The organism is Paracoccus sp. N5 (assembly GCF_000371965.1).
Taxonomy (GTDB): Bacteria; Pseudomonadota; Alphaproteobacteria; order Rhodobacterales; family Rhodobacteraceae; genus Paracoccus.
The window spans coordinates 762,169-776,932 of the sequence record NZ_AQUO01000002.1 but is presented as its reverse complement, the minus strand read 5'-3'; the positions used below and the strand labels follow the sequence as shown (position 1 = coordinate 776,932).

Genomic DNA, 14,764 nt, shown 5'->3' with positions numbered 1-14,764 from the left:
ACCTTCTGCCTTTCTGTCCTTGCAATCCCCGGACTGCGTTGCAGTTTCCGCAGTAACCGATCTGTTGCAGTTCCCGAGTATCCCTTGGCGTCCCGATGCTTGGATCACCCCCTTAGCAAGGTGAGGGCATTTGCATGGCTCGATGCTGTGGCGGATGCCTGGATCTGGTTGCGCAAAAGATACCTTCGAACAAGCGAATCCACAGAGGTGGATGATTCGAACTGGGCTGCTGAATCGGATCCTGTGAACTGCTCTGTCTTCGACTTGATTTCGGAAAGCTGTCGGTCGATGGGAAGCGCGGAGAAACTGCTGCCAAGACCATAGGCGACTTCAAATACCTGGCGCAAGGACTTGGAGCCGAGAATCTGGTACCATTTCGCATTGTCGCTGGTTTCCGAAGATGCAAGGCTCGGCAGCTCTCGCTGCGCGTTCAACGCCAGCTCGATTTCCGGATAGCGCTCACCAATGTTTTTCTCGAAAGAACGATCGTCGTATTTCGTGATGATCGCGGCGGCGTCGACGGTCCCCGATGAAGCGGAGCTGCTCAGCTTCATTTCTTGATTCATCTTCAGGTAGCGCTTGTCAGCCAGCCTGTTGACCAAGCTCGATTCGTCGTTCGGATCTGCTTCGAGAACCTTTTTGATGAAAAAGCGGTTATTTATGTCAGCGTCCAGGCCGAATGCACGCAGCGTTACGGTAAGAAGCTTGTAGTTTCCGACAAGATCATCCGCACTGCTGATGCTGGAGATGTTTTTCGTGAAATATTCCTTGACCGATTTCTCGGAGACAGTTTGCGAGAAAACCTCTTTCTGACGCGCCATGCTGCGTTCGAGTATCTTCCAGCCGACGTAACCGCCAGACCCGACCTGAACATTGTATGTCATGACCTATACACCGCCAGGAGACGCTTCTCACGCGAGAGTAGGGCCCGTATGTGCTTGAGCGTGCGGTAGTAATCCTGCTCCGCTGTGGCCTCGGTGGCCATGGCGAGGACAGATCTGCTGTCCGGATCGGTAAAGACATGCGAGAGCTGCTCGATACCGAGCAGCAGTTGCCGATGGCCTTCGTCACGATCCGCATCGCCGCTGAGGACGAGCTGACAGATGTAGCACAGGCGTGAGACAGGCGAGTTCACCTCGTCCGGGTGGATTGCATCCTTGAGGCGCAGGACATTCGCATTGGGGGTGCGGATCGAGATCTTTGCACGCTTCTCGCCGTTCTCGATAACGGCGCCATTGATCAAGACGCGCTCGTTCGGAGCGAGTTTCAGGATGAGCCCGGTCACGGCTGAACCTCGCCGCGCAAGCCTTTCATGATCTTCAGGTTGATTTCGATCAGCGGTTCGGCCGATGCATTTTCCGAGAGCACCTTCTGTCCGCGCTTGATGGAAAATATCGCCAGCGAGAGCAACCCTGCCTTGACTTGCTCCGGCAAGGCATTGGTGGGCTGAGCCAAATCGGCGGCCAGAACGGTCCAGAGTTGATTGTTCCCATAGGCTGCCTGGATCATTGCGTGACGATCGCCGCTGTCGATGGCCTGTTGCAATTGGCGAGTGATACGCGAAAATGCCAGGTATTCCTGGTCGCGCGCTGTTTGAATATGCTGCGATCCGAATTTTGCAGGTTGACTTTTCAGTGAGACGAAAGTCACGTTTGATCCCCCATTCTAGGTCTTTGGCAGGTCGAGGGGCGCCCGAGAGGGCGCCCCTTTCAAGATCAGCGGAACAGCGACAGGATGGTCTGCGGCGCTTGGTTGGCGATCGACAAGGCCTGCACACCCAACTGCTGCTGGGTCTGAAGCGCCTGCAGCCTTGCTGAGGCTTCTTCCATGTCGGCGTCGACCAGTGCACCCGAACCAGCCGCCAAGTTATCGGCCAGTTTCGAGACGAAGTTCGACTGGTCATTGATCCGCTTGGCGGCGGTGCCCAGATCGGCAGCGCCGGTTTTGGCGATGTCGAGAAGGTCCTCGATATCACCGATCGCCGCGATGGCGGTAGCGCTGTCGGTAATCGTCGTGATGGTCGCCCCGACGATGTCTGCTTCAAAGTCGACCGAGGCCACGGTGATGGACACCGCCGTGGTCCCTACGGTGCCGGACTCGCGATCCAGCGAGGCCAGAACCGAGAACTCCGTCGCGGTGCCCAAGGGGTTGGTCTTCAGCAGGTTGACACCGTTCAACTGGCTGGCGTTCACGATTGCGGTGATCTGGTCCTTCTTTGCGACGATCTGGCTGTTCATCGTCGCAAAATCGCTGGCATCGCTGCCGGCGCCGCTGGCCAGAGAACGCATTTCATTCAGAAGCTTTTCGACCTGTTCCGCACCGTCACGGCCAGTCGTGACGACGGCTTCGGCCAGGTTCAGGTTGCTCTGAATGGTCTTGAATACGCTCTGGTCGCTTTCCATCACTTTCGAAATCGACCAGACGGCGGCGTTGTCCTGCGCGTTGGCGACCTTCTTGCCGGTCGAGATCTCATCCTGGGTCTTGGCCAGGTTCGAGTTGATGCCTTTCAGGGTCTGAAGGGCCACCATCGCGCTGTTGTTGGTCAGAATGCTGGACATTTTTATCTCCGTTCATTGGGCTGTTTTACCCATGTTTACAAGGTTCGGCCTTCTGACCTGCGGGACGGACCCGGTGATCTGCATCACGTTGTCCGGTGTATCCGTCTGGAATGAATAAATCCTGAATTCCGCCATCGTTTCAATTCGAATGTCGGAACAAGTTTATTCAAAATCGTTTCTCCCGCGGTTGCGCGACCGGACTGCCGATACGCCGGCCCTCGCGATCATAGGTATCAAGCTTGCGCGACAGGGCCGATATCTCGGCGAGCTGGCGTTGGGCGGCCGCAACCCCCTCGCGCGCCGCATCGGCCAATGCCCGGACGGCGAGCAGCGCCTGCGAACAGGCATTCACGCTGTCCTTGCGGACCTGTCCAGCCAGCAGCGATTGTTCGAATTCCTTTATCCTTTCAAGGGCGATGTCCGGTTCAGAGGCGAGCAGGTGCCGCCTTGCCTGTTCAAGAAAGGCCAGTGCTTCGGTCATTTCCCGCCTCCATCACCGGGGATGAGCTTCAGGTCGATGCGTTCGCTGATTGCCTGCGCATAAGCGTCATTCAGCATACTCGCGAATTGCGATTCGCCTATGCCGCCGCCGAATTCGCCACTGGCTTCGCGCGGGCCGGCGGATTTCAACATTTCCGAAAGGAACGCTTGCTCCAGGCCATCCGCCATGCCGCGCGCGTTCTTCAGCGGCGGCTGGCTGATCCTGGCTATAGGGCTGACATCCAAGAAAGCCTCCTGATGAATAAAAGTTTCGACAGCTAAGACTTTACGGGGGATCGGTAAATATTTGGTAATCACCCTGTGCCAATGTCGCGCAAGTCGGTTCGGCTGGGAAAGGTTGCCTGCGGATGGAAATCATGAGCTTGCAAGGCTGCGCTGTGGCGCCGGGGCAGGCGCCGGTCATGACCGAGCGCGGCAAAGATTCGGGTGCTTCCGCGTTTGCGGCGCTTTTCGAGGAAACGGCTGTCGCGGAGGAAGATGTCGCGGCGGAGGAGAACAGCGAAGATATTGATGAAACGCAGGATCCGGAAGACCAGGCGGAACTCGACACGGTTCCCGAGGCGCCGCTCCTTGTCTCACCGTCGCTCGATGCGGCGATTCTTCCCGCGGAAGAAGAGATACAGGGCGTCACGCTCACGGTTGAACGCGCAACGCCTCCTGTCGTTACCGGAGGCGGGACGGATGTCGTGCTGCCGAGCACGTCCTTGGGCGCAGCTGGTCAGGAAGGGCAGGTGCCTGCTTCAATGCAAGCGGCCGCCGTCGCCCAAAGCAGCCCAGACGAATCAGCCGACGCCCAAGAGCTATTGCCTGCACCGACAGCGACAATCCGTGAAAGTGCGCCGAGCCAGTCGGTGTCAGCATCATATGCCGACCCGGTGCCTCCACGTGAAGCGAGCCCAGCCGTGGATGCCAAGGCGCCGCAGCCGGAAAAGCCGGCAGTGAATCAAACTGGTGACAAGCCTGACAAGACGGCGTCATTCGACCTGCCGGACCAGACAACCGTGGCGATTTCCATGCATGAGGGCAAGGCCGCAGCTGCACCGCCGGAAGCCCACGGCAGCATGCGCGCGCAGGTTCCCACCGAGCCGCGGCACCTGTTGCGGCAACTGGGCGAGAAGCTTTCCGAAGGCGCGGAGGGTGTGGTCGAGATCGCGCTTTCTCCCGAGGAGTTGGGCAAGGTCCGGCTGGTGATCGCATCCGGCGAAAAGCCCGCCGTGACCGTTTTCGCCGATCGCCCCGAGACCTTTGATCTCTTGCGCCGCAACGCGGAGACGCTGGACAAGGAACTGCGCAATGCCGGCATTTTCGGAGCGGACATCTCGTTCTCGGGCGGGAACGAAGGCCGTGACCGCAGCAATTTCGTGCGCGACCTGCGCGGCTCCGGCCAGCGCGATCTAAACAACATTCTCGCCGAGCAAGTTGTGCCGGCAAGACCTCGGCCGATCGCGGATCGGCGAATCGACATCAGAATCTAGGATCAGAAGATGGCAAGCATATCGGCGGCAACAGGCGTGGGCTACTCCAGCAGCCAGAACAGCACGGGCACCGCATCCGAAAGCAGCGGGACGAACAGCGAGTTCGAAACCTTCCTCAAGATGCTGACGACCCAGATCAAGAACCAGGATCCGCTCAACCCGATGGAGGGAACGGAATTCGCGGTGCAACTGGCAACCTTCTCGGGGGTCGAGCAGCAGGTTCAGACCAACCAGTTGCTCAGTCAGTTGCTCGAGGGGACCAGCGGCGGCGCCTTGGGCCAGTTGTCCGGCTGGATCGGCCGCGAGGTCCGCACCAGCGCGCCGGTCTGGTTCGATCAATCTCCGATGACGTTGCAAATCGAGAGCGTGGCGGATGTGGACAAGATCGAGCTTGTCACCCTGGATGCGCAGGGGAATGAAGTTCTGCGTGAAAGCATCGGCACCGGCTCGGGCGAGGTCGATTGGCAAGGCAAGCGCGCCAATGGCGATCTTTTGCCCGAAGGATTGTACAGCTTCCGCATCGAAGGTTCGAAAGATGGCACGATCGTCGAAACCAAGGAAGTCGAGGCCTACACCCGCGTGACAGGCGCCGAGATGACGACGGACGGAGCAAGGCTGGTGCTCGCGGGCGGCGGCTCGGCCACGCTCGACGAGGTAACGGCATTGCGACAATGAGAAGCGGGCCGGGAGCCATGCGGCAGAAGAGGTCACGCTTCACTGAGCTACTCCCCATCTCTTGGACAGTTTCCGGGATGATTTAAGCTACTCTCTGCCCCTGCTGATCGGTTTCGATCTGGTTGAAGTAGACCACGGCGGGCGGCTGTCCGCCATGGGCGGCGTGGGGCCGCTGGTGGTTGTAGAAGGTGATCCATCGGCCAACGCCCGCCTTCGCCTGCGAGCCGGTCTCCCAGGCGTGCAGATAGACGCACTCATACTTCAGGGACCGCCAAAGGCGCTCGATGAAGATGTTGTCGAGACACCGGCCCTTGCCGTCCATCGAGATCCGGGTGCCGATCCGTTTCAGCCGGTCGGTCCAGGCGAAGGACGTGAACTGCGAGCCCTGATCGGTGTTCATGATCTCGGGCGGGCCGAAGCGGTGGACCGCCTCGTTCAGCGCCTCGACGCAGAAGTCGGCTTCGAGCGTGTTCGAGATGCGCCAGGCCAGCACCTTGCGGGTGAACCAGTCCATGATGGCGACCAGGTAGAGGAAGCCTCGTCGCATCGGCAGATAGGTGATGTCGGCACACCAGGCATGGTTGTGCCGATCGACCCGCAGGCCACCCAGCAGATAGGGGTAGGTCTTGTGCCCCTTCGCAGGCTTGCTGGTGTTGGGCTTCTGGTAGATCGGCATCAGACGCATGAGCCGCATCAGCCGCCGGATGCGCTTCATGTTCACTGGGTGCCCTTCGTTCTGCAGGTGCCAGGTCATCTGCTGGACGCCGTAGAAGGGGGTTTCCAGGAACTGACGGTCGATCAGCCGCATGAGCGCCAGGTTCATCTCGGTCTCGCCCTGCGGTGCGTAGTAGAACGACGACCGCGAGATCGACAGCAGACGGCATTGCGCCCCGACCGACAGCGTGGGGTGAGAGCGTTCGATCATCCCGCGCCTCACCTGCCGGTCCAGGGCTTGAGCTTTCGTGACAAAAAATCGTTGGCGACGGCCAGCTCTCCGATCTTGGCGTGCAGCGATCGCACCGTCTCCTCGTCGACCTCGGCCTTCTTCTTCCTGCCGCGTTCGAAGATGTCCGATGCCCCCTCGAGCAGCGCCTTCTTCCACTGGTGGATCATCGTCGGATGCACGCCGTATTCCGCGGCCAGCTCCGACACGGTGCGCTCGCCCTTCACGGCTTCCAGCGCCACGCGAGCCTTGAAGCCCGCGTCATGGTTCCTGCGTTTCGACATCGTCTGTTCTCCTCGTTCTTGGAGACCAGCAGACGGAAGATCAGAGCTTACGTCACTGTCCGATTTTCGGGGAGGTGCTCACACCGCCCTCGTTTCCGCAATTATGGATCAAGCATTTCGGGCGGCATGCGAAGCTCGGGCAGCCAGGAAAAGTTGACCGTGGTTTATCATTGCCGGCCAAGCGGCGGCTTTTCTCCAACAGGAGAGAGCTACCGGTCAGGCCGGATTGCCGTCATGCCTGGCTTGGGGCGGCGCATAGCCCATCTCGTGGTCGATCCAGCGCATCAGCAGCGTGACCAGCCGCGCCTGTTCGGACGGGGTCAGCGCGCGGCCGGGCGGCAGGCCGTGCCATTTCGCCAGGCACGACCGGCAGCAGCAGGCGGTGGCATGCTGGGCCAGGAAGACCGGATGACCGCGCATCGGCGTCTGCCGGCCGTCATTGCGCGGCTCGGCCGGCGCCAGCCGCGTGGCGATGAAATCGCCGGCATGGCGGGCGATAGCACCGCGGCCCTTGCTGTCGGCATAGGCGCGCTCGGCCGCGCCAAGGTGAAAGCGGGCGCGGAACCGCGACCGGGAAAGCCGCTGCAGGAGGGCGTCGAATTCGTCCATCCCTGGCAGATAGGATCGCGCGGGCCGCGGGAAAACCCCCCGCTCAGCCCAGGCGCAGGCGATGACGCGCGGTCAGCATCTGCCGGGTCGCGGCCAGCTCCGCCGCCCGGCGCGCCTCGTCCCAGCCGAGCGCCCGGGCGCAAAGCGCGGCGATGCTGTCCAGATCGCGGCCCGAGAGCCGGCCGGCGACGGCGATGGCGCTGCGGCGCATCACCACATCGGCCAGGCTGCGGACCTGCTCGTGCCGGATCATCCAGTCGAATTCCGCCAGGCTGTAGCCCGGCGCATCGGCCAGCCGCTCGGGCCGCGCGCCCTCGGCCGCGAGGATCGGCAGCGCAGTGCTGCCATAGCGGTCCAGGAGTTCCGCCGCCCGTGCCGGATCGGCGCCGGTCTGGGCGCAGGCGCGGGCGATCCAGTCCTGCCGCGCCGCCGCATCGCTTGGCAGGTCGCGGCCGCCGCCAATCGGCAGGCCGCGGGTCGAGACCTGCCGCACGCGGCCCAGCCGCGCGAGCAGGCTGTCCGTTATCTCCTCGGCAAAGCCGCGGAAGGTGGTCCATTTGCCCCCGACCAGCGAGACCACGGGCCAGCGCCGGCCCCCCTCGGGCTCGGCCACCGGGGCCGAGTGGTCGCGGCTGATCAGCCCCGGCGCCACGCCCTCGGAATTCGGCAGCGGCCGGATGCCGGCATAGGCATAGACGATCTGGCTGCGGTCGAACCGCAACCCGGGCAACAGGCTGCCAAGCGCGGCAAGGAAATAGTCGATCTCGGGTTCCGTGCAGGTCACGCTGTCGGGATCCTCGGCGCGGATGTCGGTCGAGCCGACCAGCGCCCGGCCCAGATAGTCGAAGACCAGGCAGATGCGGCCGTCGTCGGCCTCGAAATAGATCATGCGGCCGTTCAGCGCCGCCAGCAGCTCGGGATGATCCAGCAGGATATGCGAGCCCTTGGTGCCGCCGATCAGCTTCGAGGGCAGGCCAAGCTGGGCATTGATCCGGTCGATCCAGGGGCCGCCGGCATTGACGACGATGCGCGGGCGCAGGGCCAGCGGGCCCTCGGGCGTGTCCAGCGTCACGCGGTCGCCGTCCGTGCCGGCAATGGCCGTGTGGTTCAAAGCGCGGCTGGCCGGGTTGGCGCGCAGCCCGTCGGCGATCAGCTCCCAGACCAGCCGCTCGGGCTGCGTCACCGTGGCGTCGTAATATTGCCCGGCGGCGACGATGCGCGGGGTCAGGGGCGGGATCTCGCGCAGCGCCCGCGCCCGCGACCAGAGCTGGTGGCGCGGCATCGCCCGGTGGCGGCGGCCGTAGAAATCATACATGGCCAGGCCCAGCTTCATCAGCACCGCGCCCCGGCTGCGCGGCGCCGTGGTCGAGCCCATCAGCGTGCGCAGCGCCGCCGGGATGCCCTTGAGCCAGGAAAAGATCGGGATCACCGTGGGCAGCGGCCGCACCAGATGCGGGGCGTTCTTCAGCAGCAGGTTGCGCTCCAGCGTCGATTGCGCGACCAGCCCCAGCTCGCCGGTTTCCAGGTATTTGATGCCGCCATGGATCAGCCGCGACGGCGCCGCCGAGGTGCCGCCGCCGAAATCGCCCTTGTCCGAGATCACGCTGGTCACGCCCTGTTCGCAAAGATCCCGGAACAGGCCCGCGCCGTTGATGCCGGCGCCGAGGATCAGCACGTCGATGTCTTCCGTCATGGGGCTTCCTTTGCCAGCGCCTCGATCCTGGGCCAGATCGGCGCCAGCGCCTGGGTCAGTTCGGTAAAGAGGGCATAGCGTTCGGCCAGCGCCGCGCTGCGGGCGGGATCGGGGGCGTAATGGCGGGTCAGCGCCGCCATGTCGCGCGGATCGTGGCGCGGGCTTTGGAACAGCCCCACGGCGGCGCCCGCGCAAAGCGCCGCCCCCCAGGCGGCGGCCTCATCGGTGTCGCTGACCGAGACCGGCATTCCCAGCGCGTCGGCAAAAAGCTGTGCAAACAGCGGGCTGCGCGAGATTCCTCCGGTCAATCGAGCCTTGGTGGGCTGAAAGCCCTCGCGCAGGGCATCGACATGGATGCGGTGGTTGAAGGCGATGCCCTCGATCACCGCGCGCAGCATGTCGCCGCGATCCTGCCAGCCGCGCAACCCGAAGAAGCCGGCGCTGGCCGTGGGCCCCAGCGGCGAGCCGAACAGGAACGGGTGGAAGATCGCGGTCGAGGGCCGGACCATGGCGGCCTCGATCTCCGGGATGATCTCGGCGTGGAAGGCGCGGCCCTGCGCCTCGGCTTCGCGGCGCTCGGCGCCGCAGAGCGTGTCGAGGAACCAGTCGTAATTCGCGGCCGATGCAGGAGAAATCGACATGGCGTTCCACGCGCCCGGCTCCAGCCCGTTGCGGCAGAACCAGCGCGGATCGACCTTCGGGGTGTCCGAGACGGTCTCGTTGATGGAATAGGTGCCGGCGACGATGGCGACCGTGCCGGGCGCATGGCCGCCCGCGCCAAGCGCCGAGGCGGTCACGTCATGCAGCCCGGCCGCGACCGGCGTGCCGGCGACAAGGCCGGTCAGGGCGGCGGCCTGCGGCGTGACATGGCCGGCGACGGCGCCGGGCAGCAGGATCGACGGCAGCGTCCCGGCCAGCGCCTCCAGGCCGAACAGCGGCAGGATGTCGGGCGCGTAGCGCTGGGTCGCGACATCGGTGAAGGAGGTGCTGGCCTCGGTCAGGTCGGTGGCGATGCGGCCGGTCAGGCACAGGCGCAGCCAGTCTTTGCAGGCGAGCACATGGGCGATGCGGGCAAAGCGTTCGGGGTCGTGGTCGCGCATCCAGGCCAGCAAGGCCGAGGGCGCCGAGGCATGCGGCATCTGCCCGGTGCGGGCCAACGCGCGTTCGGCGGTGCCGTCCGCCTGCCAGCCGGCGACAACCGCGCCGGCGCGGCTGTCCAGCGACAGGATGCCGTTGCCCAGCGGACGGGCGTCGCGGTCCAGCACATAGACGCCGTCGCCATGCGCGGTGGCGGCCACGGCGGCGATCTCGCCGGCCGGGCGGCCGCAGGCGGCGACGGCCTCGGCGATGGCGGCGGCGGTCTGGGTCCAGAGCACGTCCATGTCACGCTCGACATGGCGCGGGCGCGGCATGATCTGCGGCACGCGGCGGCGCGCGGTGGCCAGCACTCGGCCGGCCTGATCGAAGATCACCGCCTTGGTCACGGTCAGGCCGTTGTCGATGCCAAGCAGCAGGGGCATGGGAACCTCGTCGGGCACAAGTGCGCGCCCCGCGCCGCGAAAGGGGGAGGGCGGGGCGCGGGGCGTGCAGGGCCGGGGGCGGAGCGGCTCCGCACCCGGCAGCGGCGGTTATTGTTCCAGCACGAAGGGCGCCGTGTATTTGTCGGCGTTCGACTGGTCGATCAGCAGGCAGTCGAACAGCTGCTTTTCGGTGTCCACGCCGGTCTTGCCGGTCTTGATTACGGCATCCGCCTGCTTGACCGCCTCGGCCGAGAAGATCGCCACCGGCTGCAGCACGGTATATTGCAGCTCGCCGGCCTTGACCGCCGCCACCGCATCGGGCGAGCCGTCGAAGCCGCCGACCTTCACCGCGTCCAGCTTGCCGGCCTCTTTCAGCGCGGCAATCGCGCCCAGTGCCATCTCGTCATTGCCCGAGATCACGCCGTTGATGTCCGGGTTGGCCTGCAACAGCGACTGCATCTTCTGGTAGCCCTGGGTGCGGTCCCAGTTCGCGACCTCCTGGCCGACCTTCTCCAGATCGGGATACTGGCTCAGCACCGTTTCATAGCCGTTCGAGCGGGTCTGGGCGTTGTTGTCCGAGGGCGCGCCGAACAGTTCGACATATTTGCCCTTGTCGCCCACGGTCTCGACCCAGGCCTGGGCCCCAAGCGCCGCGCCCTGGGCGTTGTTCGACACCAGCTGCGCCTTGGCCAGGCCTTCCTGGTTGATCTCGGCATTGACCAGGATCACCGGGATGCCGGCATCGACCGCCTTCTGCACCGCGCCGACCGAGCCGTCCGCGTTCGCGGGGTCCAGGATGATCGCCACCGACTTGTTGGTGATCGCGGTGTCGATCAGCGTGCTTTCGGTATTGGTGTCGCCGCGATGCGCGGCCACGTTGGCGGTATAGCCCATCTCCTCGGCGGTCTTCTTGGCGACCTCGCCCTCGGTGAACCAATAGGGGTTCGCCGGGTCGTTGACGATGATCGAGATCAGGCCCTCGGCCGAGGCGGCCGCTGCCATCAGGGGCAGCGAAGCAGCGGCGGCCAGCAGCGCGCGACGGGTCAGTTTGAACATTCTTCTCACTCCCTTGGGGTTGGTTTCCTGCCTTGCGGCAGGCTTTCGCCGGGCAGCCGTTCCGCCCGGCGGGAAGGTCATGCGGGGTCAGCCCTTGCGGCCACCGCGCCCGTATTGGATCGAGTTCATCAGCACCGCGAGCACGATCACCGCGCCGGTGAACACGGTCTGCCAGTAGGAGCTGACGCCGATGATGACGAGGCCCGCCGACAGGAAACCGATGACGAAGGCGCCCAGCATGGTGCCGCGCACCGTGCCGCGCCCGCCGGTCAGCGCCGCGCCGCCGATCACCACCGCCGCGATGGCGGTCAGCTCGTAGGTGGTGCCGGCGGTCGGCCCGGCCGAGGTCAGCTGCGAGGACAGTACCAGCCCGGCGATGGCGGCCAGCGCGCCCGAGATGGTGTAGACGGTGATCTTGACCCGGCGGGTTGGCACGCCCGAAAGCTCGGCCGCGCGTTCGTTGCCGCCCGAGGCATAGAGCCAGCGCCCAAAGGCCGAGCGCGACAGCATCAGCCCGGCCAGCACCGCCACCGTCGCCAGCACGATGACCGAGATCGGGATGCCGGCGATGCGGTTGAAGCCCAGCCAGTTGAAGCCGGTGTTGCCCAGCTCGGCCGAGCCGCGCAGGTTGTTGTAGGTCAGCCCGTTGGTCATCAAGAGCGCGACGCCGCGGGCGACATACATCACCCCCAGCGTAGCGACGAAGGGCGGCACCTTGAAGATCGAGATCAGCACCCCATTCAGCGCCCCCACTGCTGCGCCGACGGCGATGGTCAGGATGACGACGGCCCAGACCGGCGGGTAGAGGATCACCCCGGCCCAGTCGAGCTCGACCCCCTGCATCATCGCGCCGGCGACCACGCCGCAGAGCGCCAGGATCGAGCCCACGGACAGGTCGATGCCGCCGTTCAGGATCACCAGCAGCATGCCGATGGACAGGATGCCGTAGATCGCCACCTGCGAGGACATGATGAGAAAGTTCGCCAGGGTGAAATAGTTCGGCGACAGGAACGAGAAGACCGCGATGATGGCGATCAGCGCAAAGAAGGCCCGGCCTTCCAGCAGGAAGCGGCCGATGCTGAACTCGGCCTTCTTGGGGGCGGTGGCGGCGGTCGTGGCGGACATAGGTGTTTCCTCCCTCACAGGACCGTCAGGCAGCCACGGACTCGCCCGAGGCGGCCATGATCTTTTCCTTGGTGACGGTGGAATCGAATTCGGCCGAGATGCGGCCCTTGTGCATGACGATGATGCGATGCGCGATGGACAGGCATTCGCTGACCTCGGATGTGGAATAGAGCACGGCAAGGCCCTGTTTCGCGCCCTCGGCCAGCAGGCGGAACACCTCGGCCTTGGCGCCGATGTCGATGCCGCGCGAGGGCTCGTCCAGCATGATGACCTTGGGCTTGGTCGCCAGCATCTTGCCGATGACGACCTTCTGCTGGTTGCCGCCCGAGAGCGAGCCGATGGCGGCATGGCCGCCCGAGGTCTTGACGGTGACCTCGCGGATGCTGTCCTGGATCAGCTTCTTCTCGGCGCCGCGGCTGGTGAACAGCCCGCGGGTGAAGCGGCCGATCGAGGCCAGCGACAGGTTCTCGCCCACGGTCATGGTCTGCACCAGCCCGTCGCGCTGCCGGTCCTCGGGCACCAGCGCGAGGCCGCGCGCGATGCGCTCGGCGATCGACAGATGCGAGATCTCGCGGCCTTCCAGCACGATCTCGCCGCCCGAGGGCCGCAGCCGCCCGGCGCAGGTCTCCAGCAGCTCGGTGCGGCCGGCGCCCATGAGGCCGTAGATGCAGACGATCTCGCCCGCGCGCACGTCGAGCGACAGCTTGTCCACCAGGTTGAAGCCGGCCGGGTCGGGCACCGAGAGATTGCGGATCGACAGCGCCACCTCGCCGAAGCGGGTCGCGGGCGGCGCGCCCAGGTCGTAATTGTCGCCGACCATGTTGCGCACGATCCACTCCAGGTCGATCTCGGCGCGCGGCGCATAAGCCGTCATGTTGCCGTCGCGCAGCACCACGGCATGGTCGGTGATCGTCAGCGCCTCTTCCAGGTGGTGCGAGATATAGACGATGCTGACGCCCTTGGCGGTCAGGTCGCGGATGACCTTGAACAGCACCTCGACCTCGCCGGCCGAAAGCGCGCTGGTCGGCTCGTCCATGATCAGGATGCGGCTGTCCACCGACAGCGCGCGGGCGATCTCGACGATCTGCTGCTGGCCCAGGCGCAGTTCCTCGACCGGGGTCAGCGGGTCGATGTTTTCCTCCAGCTCCTCCATCAGGCGGCGGACCTGGCGTTCCTCTTCGGCGAAATCGACGCCGGTCGGGCCCATGATCTCGCGGCCCATGAAGATATTGTCGCGCACCGACAGGTTCGGGGCCAGGCTCAGCTCCTGGTGGATGATCGAGATGCCGCGGTCGCGCGCCTCGTTGGCGCTGGCAAAGGCCACGGGCTGGCCGTCCAGGATGATCTCGCCGCTGGTGGGCTGGATGACGCCCGACAGGATCTTCATCAGCGTGGACTTGCCGGCGCCGTTCTCGCCGAACAAGGTCGTTACCTGGCCGCGATGGATGTCGAAATTCACGCCCTTCAGCGCATGGACGCTGCCATAGGACTTGGCGACGTTGCGGGCGGCCAGGACGACCTCGCCGCGGGGGCTTGCGGCGCGGGTCATTTCACCACCACCTCGACCGGGGTGATCAGCCAGTTCTTGGGATTGATGAGGCGGAAGGCGCCCACGACTTCGACGGTCTTGCCGGTCAGGTTCGCGGCGTCGATCTTGTCCAGCACCTCGGCCTTCATGGCGCGGTTGATGCCCGAGCCGGCGTTCTGGTATTCGATCTGGTTCTTGAAGCTGCCGAAGGCGATGTCGCCGGGCGCGTCGCGCAGGTCGGTGCCGTTGATCGCCGGGCCGGTCTGGACGCGGACGGCGACGCCTTCGGGCAGGCCCTCGACCGCCAGCGGATAGATCCCGGCCTTGGGCTCGCCCGCCGTGCCGGTCACGCGCACCGAGAGGATCGCCCCGGTCGAGGCCGGGGTGCCGTATTTGGCGATGGCCGCGTCCTTGTCGGCGGCGATGGCGGCGGCGACCTCGGGCGCCTCGCCCGCCTTGGCCTTCACGGCGTCGCGGATACGGGGGAACTCCGTCTGGCCGTAGCCGTCGGGCGAGAAGGCCTGCTGACGCACGTCGGCTTCCGAGCCGATATGCACGATCTTGGTGTCAAGCGCGATGCCGGCCAGCACGACGGCCGCCGCGGCGATGCTCAGGAAAAGCCCGCGCCGCGATGCCGCGGGGGCCTTGGGGGCTTGGCCGGTCGGGGCAGTGCTCTGGACCATGTTCATGCCTCGGATCTGGTGAATGTTGCGCGGGCGGATACGAATCAGGCCGCCGGGCGGCGGGCATCCCGCGGGGAATATCTGGGATTTCCTTGCATTGTCCGGCCCCTCCTC

The 14,764-nt window shown here is 65.0% G+C and carries 15 protein-coding genes and 1 pseudogene; 2 read left to right on the top strand and 14 right to left on the bottom strand.

The features are described from left to right. Positions 1 to 104: 104 nt before the first annotated feature. From PARN5_RS0118105 to PARN5_RS22585, 6 genes are all read right to left on the bottom strand, one after another. The gene (locus PARN5_RS0118105; RefSeq protein ID WP_026155551.1) at positions 105 to 884 is read right to left on the bottom strand and encodes a DUF1217 domain-containing protein; all 780 of its coding nucleotides are present in this window, start codon (positions 882 to 884) and stop codon (positions 105 to 107) included. Further along, on the bottom strand, positions 881 to 1,285 hold the full coding sequence (gene flbT / locus PARN5_RS0118100) for a flagellar biosynthesis repressor FlbT (protein WP_018001185.1): 405 nt from the start codon (positions 1,283 to 1,285) through the stop codon (positions 881 to 883). Before flbT ends, PARN5_RS0118105 begins: the two co-directional genes overlap by 4 nt. After that, positions 1,282 to 1,650: a flagellar biosynthesis regulator FlaF gene (flaF, locus tag PARN5_RS0118095; protein WP_081615035.1), complete on the bottom strand. Its 369-nt coding sequence runs from the start codon at positions 1,648 to 1,650 to the stop codon at positions 1,282 to 1,284. Before flaF ends, flbT begins: the two co-directional genes overlap by 4 nt. A gap of 65 nt (positions 1,651 to 1,715) precedes the next feature. Then, the gene (locus PARN5_RS0118090; protein WP_018001183.1) at positions 1,716 to 2,558 is read right to left on the bottom strand and encodes a flagellin; all 843 of its coding nucleotides are present in this window, start codon (positions 2,556 to 2,558) and stop codon (positions 1,716 to 1,718) included. A gap of 166 nt (positions 2,559 to 2,724) precedes the next feature. Continuing rightward, positions 2,725 to 3,039 (bottom strand): hypothetical protein, encoded by a 315-nt coding sequence (locus tag PARN5_RS0118085; protein ID WP_018001182.1) that lies wholly within the window; start codon positions 3,037 to 3,039, stop codon positions 2,725 to 2,727. After that, positions 3,036 to 3,227: a hypothetical protein gene (locus PARN5_RS22585; RefSeq protein WP_018001181.1), complete on the bottom strand. Its 192-nt coding sequence runs from the start codon at positions 3,225 to 3,227 to the stop codon at positions 3,036 to 3,038. Before PARN5_RS22585 ends, PARN5_RS0118085 begins: the two co-directional genes overlap by 4 nt. Positions 3,228 to 3,406: 179 nt before the next feature. On the opposite strand from PARN5_RS22585, the gene PARN5_RS23690 reads away from it, so the two are divergent. Together PARN5_RS23690 and PARN5_RS0118070 are read left to right on the top strand one after the other, a co-directional pair. Further along, positions 3,407 to 4,534, top strand: coding sequence for a flagellar hook-length control protein FliK (locus tag PARN5_RS23690; RefSeq protein ID WP_081615034.1), 1,128 nt, complete (start codon positions 3,407 to 3,409; stop codon positions 4,532 to 4,534). Positions 4,535 to 4,543: 9 nt separating this feature from the next. After that, positions 4,544 to 5,209 (top strand): flagellar hook capping FlgD N-terminal domain-containing protein, encoded by a 666-nt coding sequence (locus PARN5_RS0118070; RefSeq protein ID WP_036744995.1) that lies wholly within the window; start codon positions 4,544 to 4,546, stop codon positions 5,207 to 5,209. Positions 5,210 to 5,291: 82 nt separating this feature from the next. Here the strand turns inward: PARN5_RS0118070 and PARN5_RS0118065 are convergent. The 8 genes and pseudogenes from PARN5_RS0118065 to PARN5_RS0118025 form a co-directional block, all read right to left on the bottom strand. Beyond that, positions 5,292 to 6,436, bottom strand: a pseudogene (locus PARN5_RS0118065) (IS3 family transposase). Positions 6,437 to 6,652: 216 nt separating this feature from the next. After that, on the bottom strand, positions 6,653 to 7,045 hold the full coding sequence (locus PARN5_RS22575) for a DUF4186 domain-containing protein (RefSeq protein WP_018001178.1): 393 nt from the start codon (positions 7,043 to 7,045) through the stop codon (positions 6,653 to 6,655). 43 nt (positions 7,046 to 7,088) lie between these two features. Continuing rightward, the gene (locus tag PARN5_RS22570) at positions 7,089 to 8,738 is read right to left on the bottom strand and encodes a glycerol-3-phosphate dehydrogenase/oxidase (RefSeq protein WP_018001177.1); all 1,650 of its coding nucleotides are present in this window, start codon (positions 8,736 to 8,738) and stop codon (positions 7,089 to 7,091) included. Continuing rightward, positions 8,735 to 10,258 (bottom strand): FGGY-family carbohydrate kinase, encoded by a 1,524-nt coding sequence (locus tag PARN5_RS0118045; protein WP_018001176.1) that lies wholly within the window; start codon positions 10,256 to 10,258, stop codon positions 8,735 to 8,737. Before PARN5_RS0118045 ends, PARN5_RS22570 begins: the two co-directional genes overlap by 4 nt. A gap of 108 nt (positions 10,259 to 10,366) precedes the next feature. After that, complete coding sequence (locus PARN5_RS0118040) at positions 10,367 to 11,314, bottom strand: D-ribose ABC transporter substrate-binding protein (RefSeq protein WP_018001175.1); 948 nt, start codon at positions 11,312 to 11,314, stop codon at positions 10,367 to 10,369. Between the two features lie 87 nt (positions 11,315 to 11,401). Further along, a complete protein-coding gene (locus tag PARN5_RS0118035; RefSeq protein WP_018001174.1) occupies positions 11,402 to 12,439 on the bottom strand; it encodes an ABC transporter permease in 1,038 nt (345 codons plus the stop codon). Positions 12,440 to 12,464: 25 nt separating this feature from the next. Next, positions 12,465 to 13,988 carry a sugar ABC transporter ATP-binding protein gene (locus PARN5_RS0118030; RefSeq protein ID WP_018001173.1) on the bottom strand — a complete coding sequence of 508 codons (1,524 nt, stop codon included), beginning with the start codon at positions 13,986 to 13,988 and terminating at the stop codon, positions 12,465 to 12,467. After that, positions 13,985 to 14,650, bottom strand: coding sequence for a DUF2291 domain-containing protein (locus tag PARN5_RS0118025; RefSeq protein ID WP_026155549.1), 666 nt, complete (start codon positions 14,648 to 14,650; stop codon positions 13,985 to 13,987). Before PARN5_RS0118025 ends, PARN5_RS0118030 begins: the two co-directional genes overlap by 4 nt. Positions 14,651 to 14,764 lie beyond the last annotated feature (114 nt).

Bases quoted from the DNA above. Each gene is read 5' to 3' on its own strand.
- PARN5_RS0118105 (WP_026155551.1), bottom strand. From the start codon at position 884: ATGACATACAATGTTCAGGTCGGGTCTGGCGGTTACGTCGGCTGGAAG.
- PARN5_RS22570 (WP_018001177.1), bottom strand. From the start codon at position 8,738: ATGACGGAAGACATCGACGTGCTGATCCTCGGCGCCGGCATCAACGGC.
- PARN5_RS0118035 (WP_018001174.1), bottom strand. From the start codon at position 12,439: ATGTCCGCCACGACCGCCGCCACCGCCCCCAAGAAGGCCGAGTTCAGC.
- PARN5_RS22575 (WP_018001178.1), bottom strand. From the start codon at position 7,045: ATGGACGAATTCGACGCCCTCCTGCAGCGGCTTTCCCGGTCGCGGTTC.
- PARN5_RS0118025 (WP_026155549.1), bottom strand. From the start codon at position 14,650: ATGGTCCAGAGCACTGCCCCGACCGGCCAAGCCCCCAAGGCCCCCGCG.
- PARN5_RS0118045 (WP_018001176.1), bottom strand. From the start codon at position 10,258: ATGCCCCTGCTGCTTGGCATCGACAACGGCCTGACCGTGACCAAGGCG.
- PARN5_RS0118085 (WP_018001182.1), bottom strand. From the start codon at position 3,039: ATGACCGAAGCACTGGCCTTTCTTGAACAGGCAAGGCGGCACCTGCTC.
- PARN5_RS0118040 (WP_018001175.1), bottom strand. From the start codon at position 11,314: ATGTTCAAACTGACCCGTCGCGCGCTGCTGGCCGCCGCTGCTTCGCTG.
- PARN5_RS0118030 (WP_018001173.1), bottom strand. From the start codon at position 13,988: ATGACCCGCGCCGCAAGCCCCCGCGGCGAGGTCGTCCTGGCCGCCCGC.
- PARN5_RS0118090 (WP_018001183.1), bottom strand. From the start codon at position 2,558: ATGTCCAGCATTCTGACCAACAACAGCGCGATGGTGGCCCTTCAGACC.
- PARN5_RS0118070 (WP_036744995.1), top strand. From the start codon at position 4,544: ATGGCAAGCATATCGGCGGCAACAGGCGTGGGCTACTCCAGCAGCCAG.
- PARN5_RS22585 (WP_018001181.1), bottom strand. From the start codon at position 3,227: ATGGCGGATGGCCTGGAGCAAGCGTTCCTTTCGGAAATGTTGAAATCC.
- PARN5_RS23690 (WP_081615034.1), top strand. From the start codon at position 3,407: ATGGAAATCATGAGCTTGCAAGGCTGCGCTGTGGCGCCGGGGCAGGCG.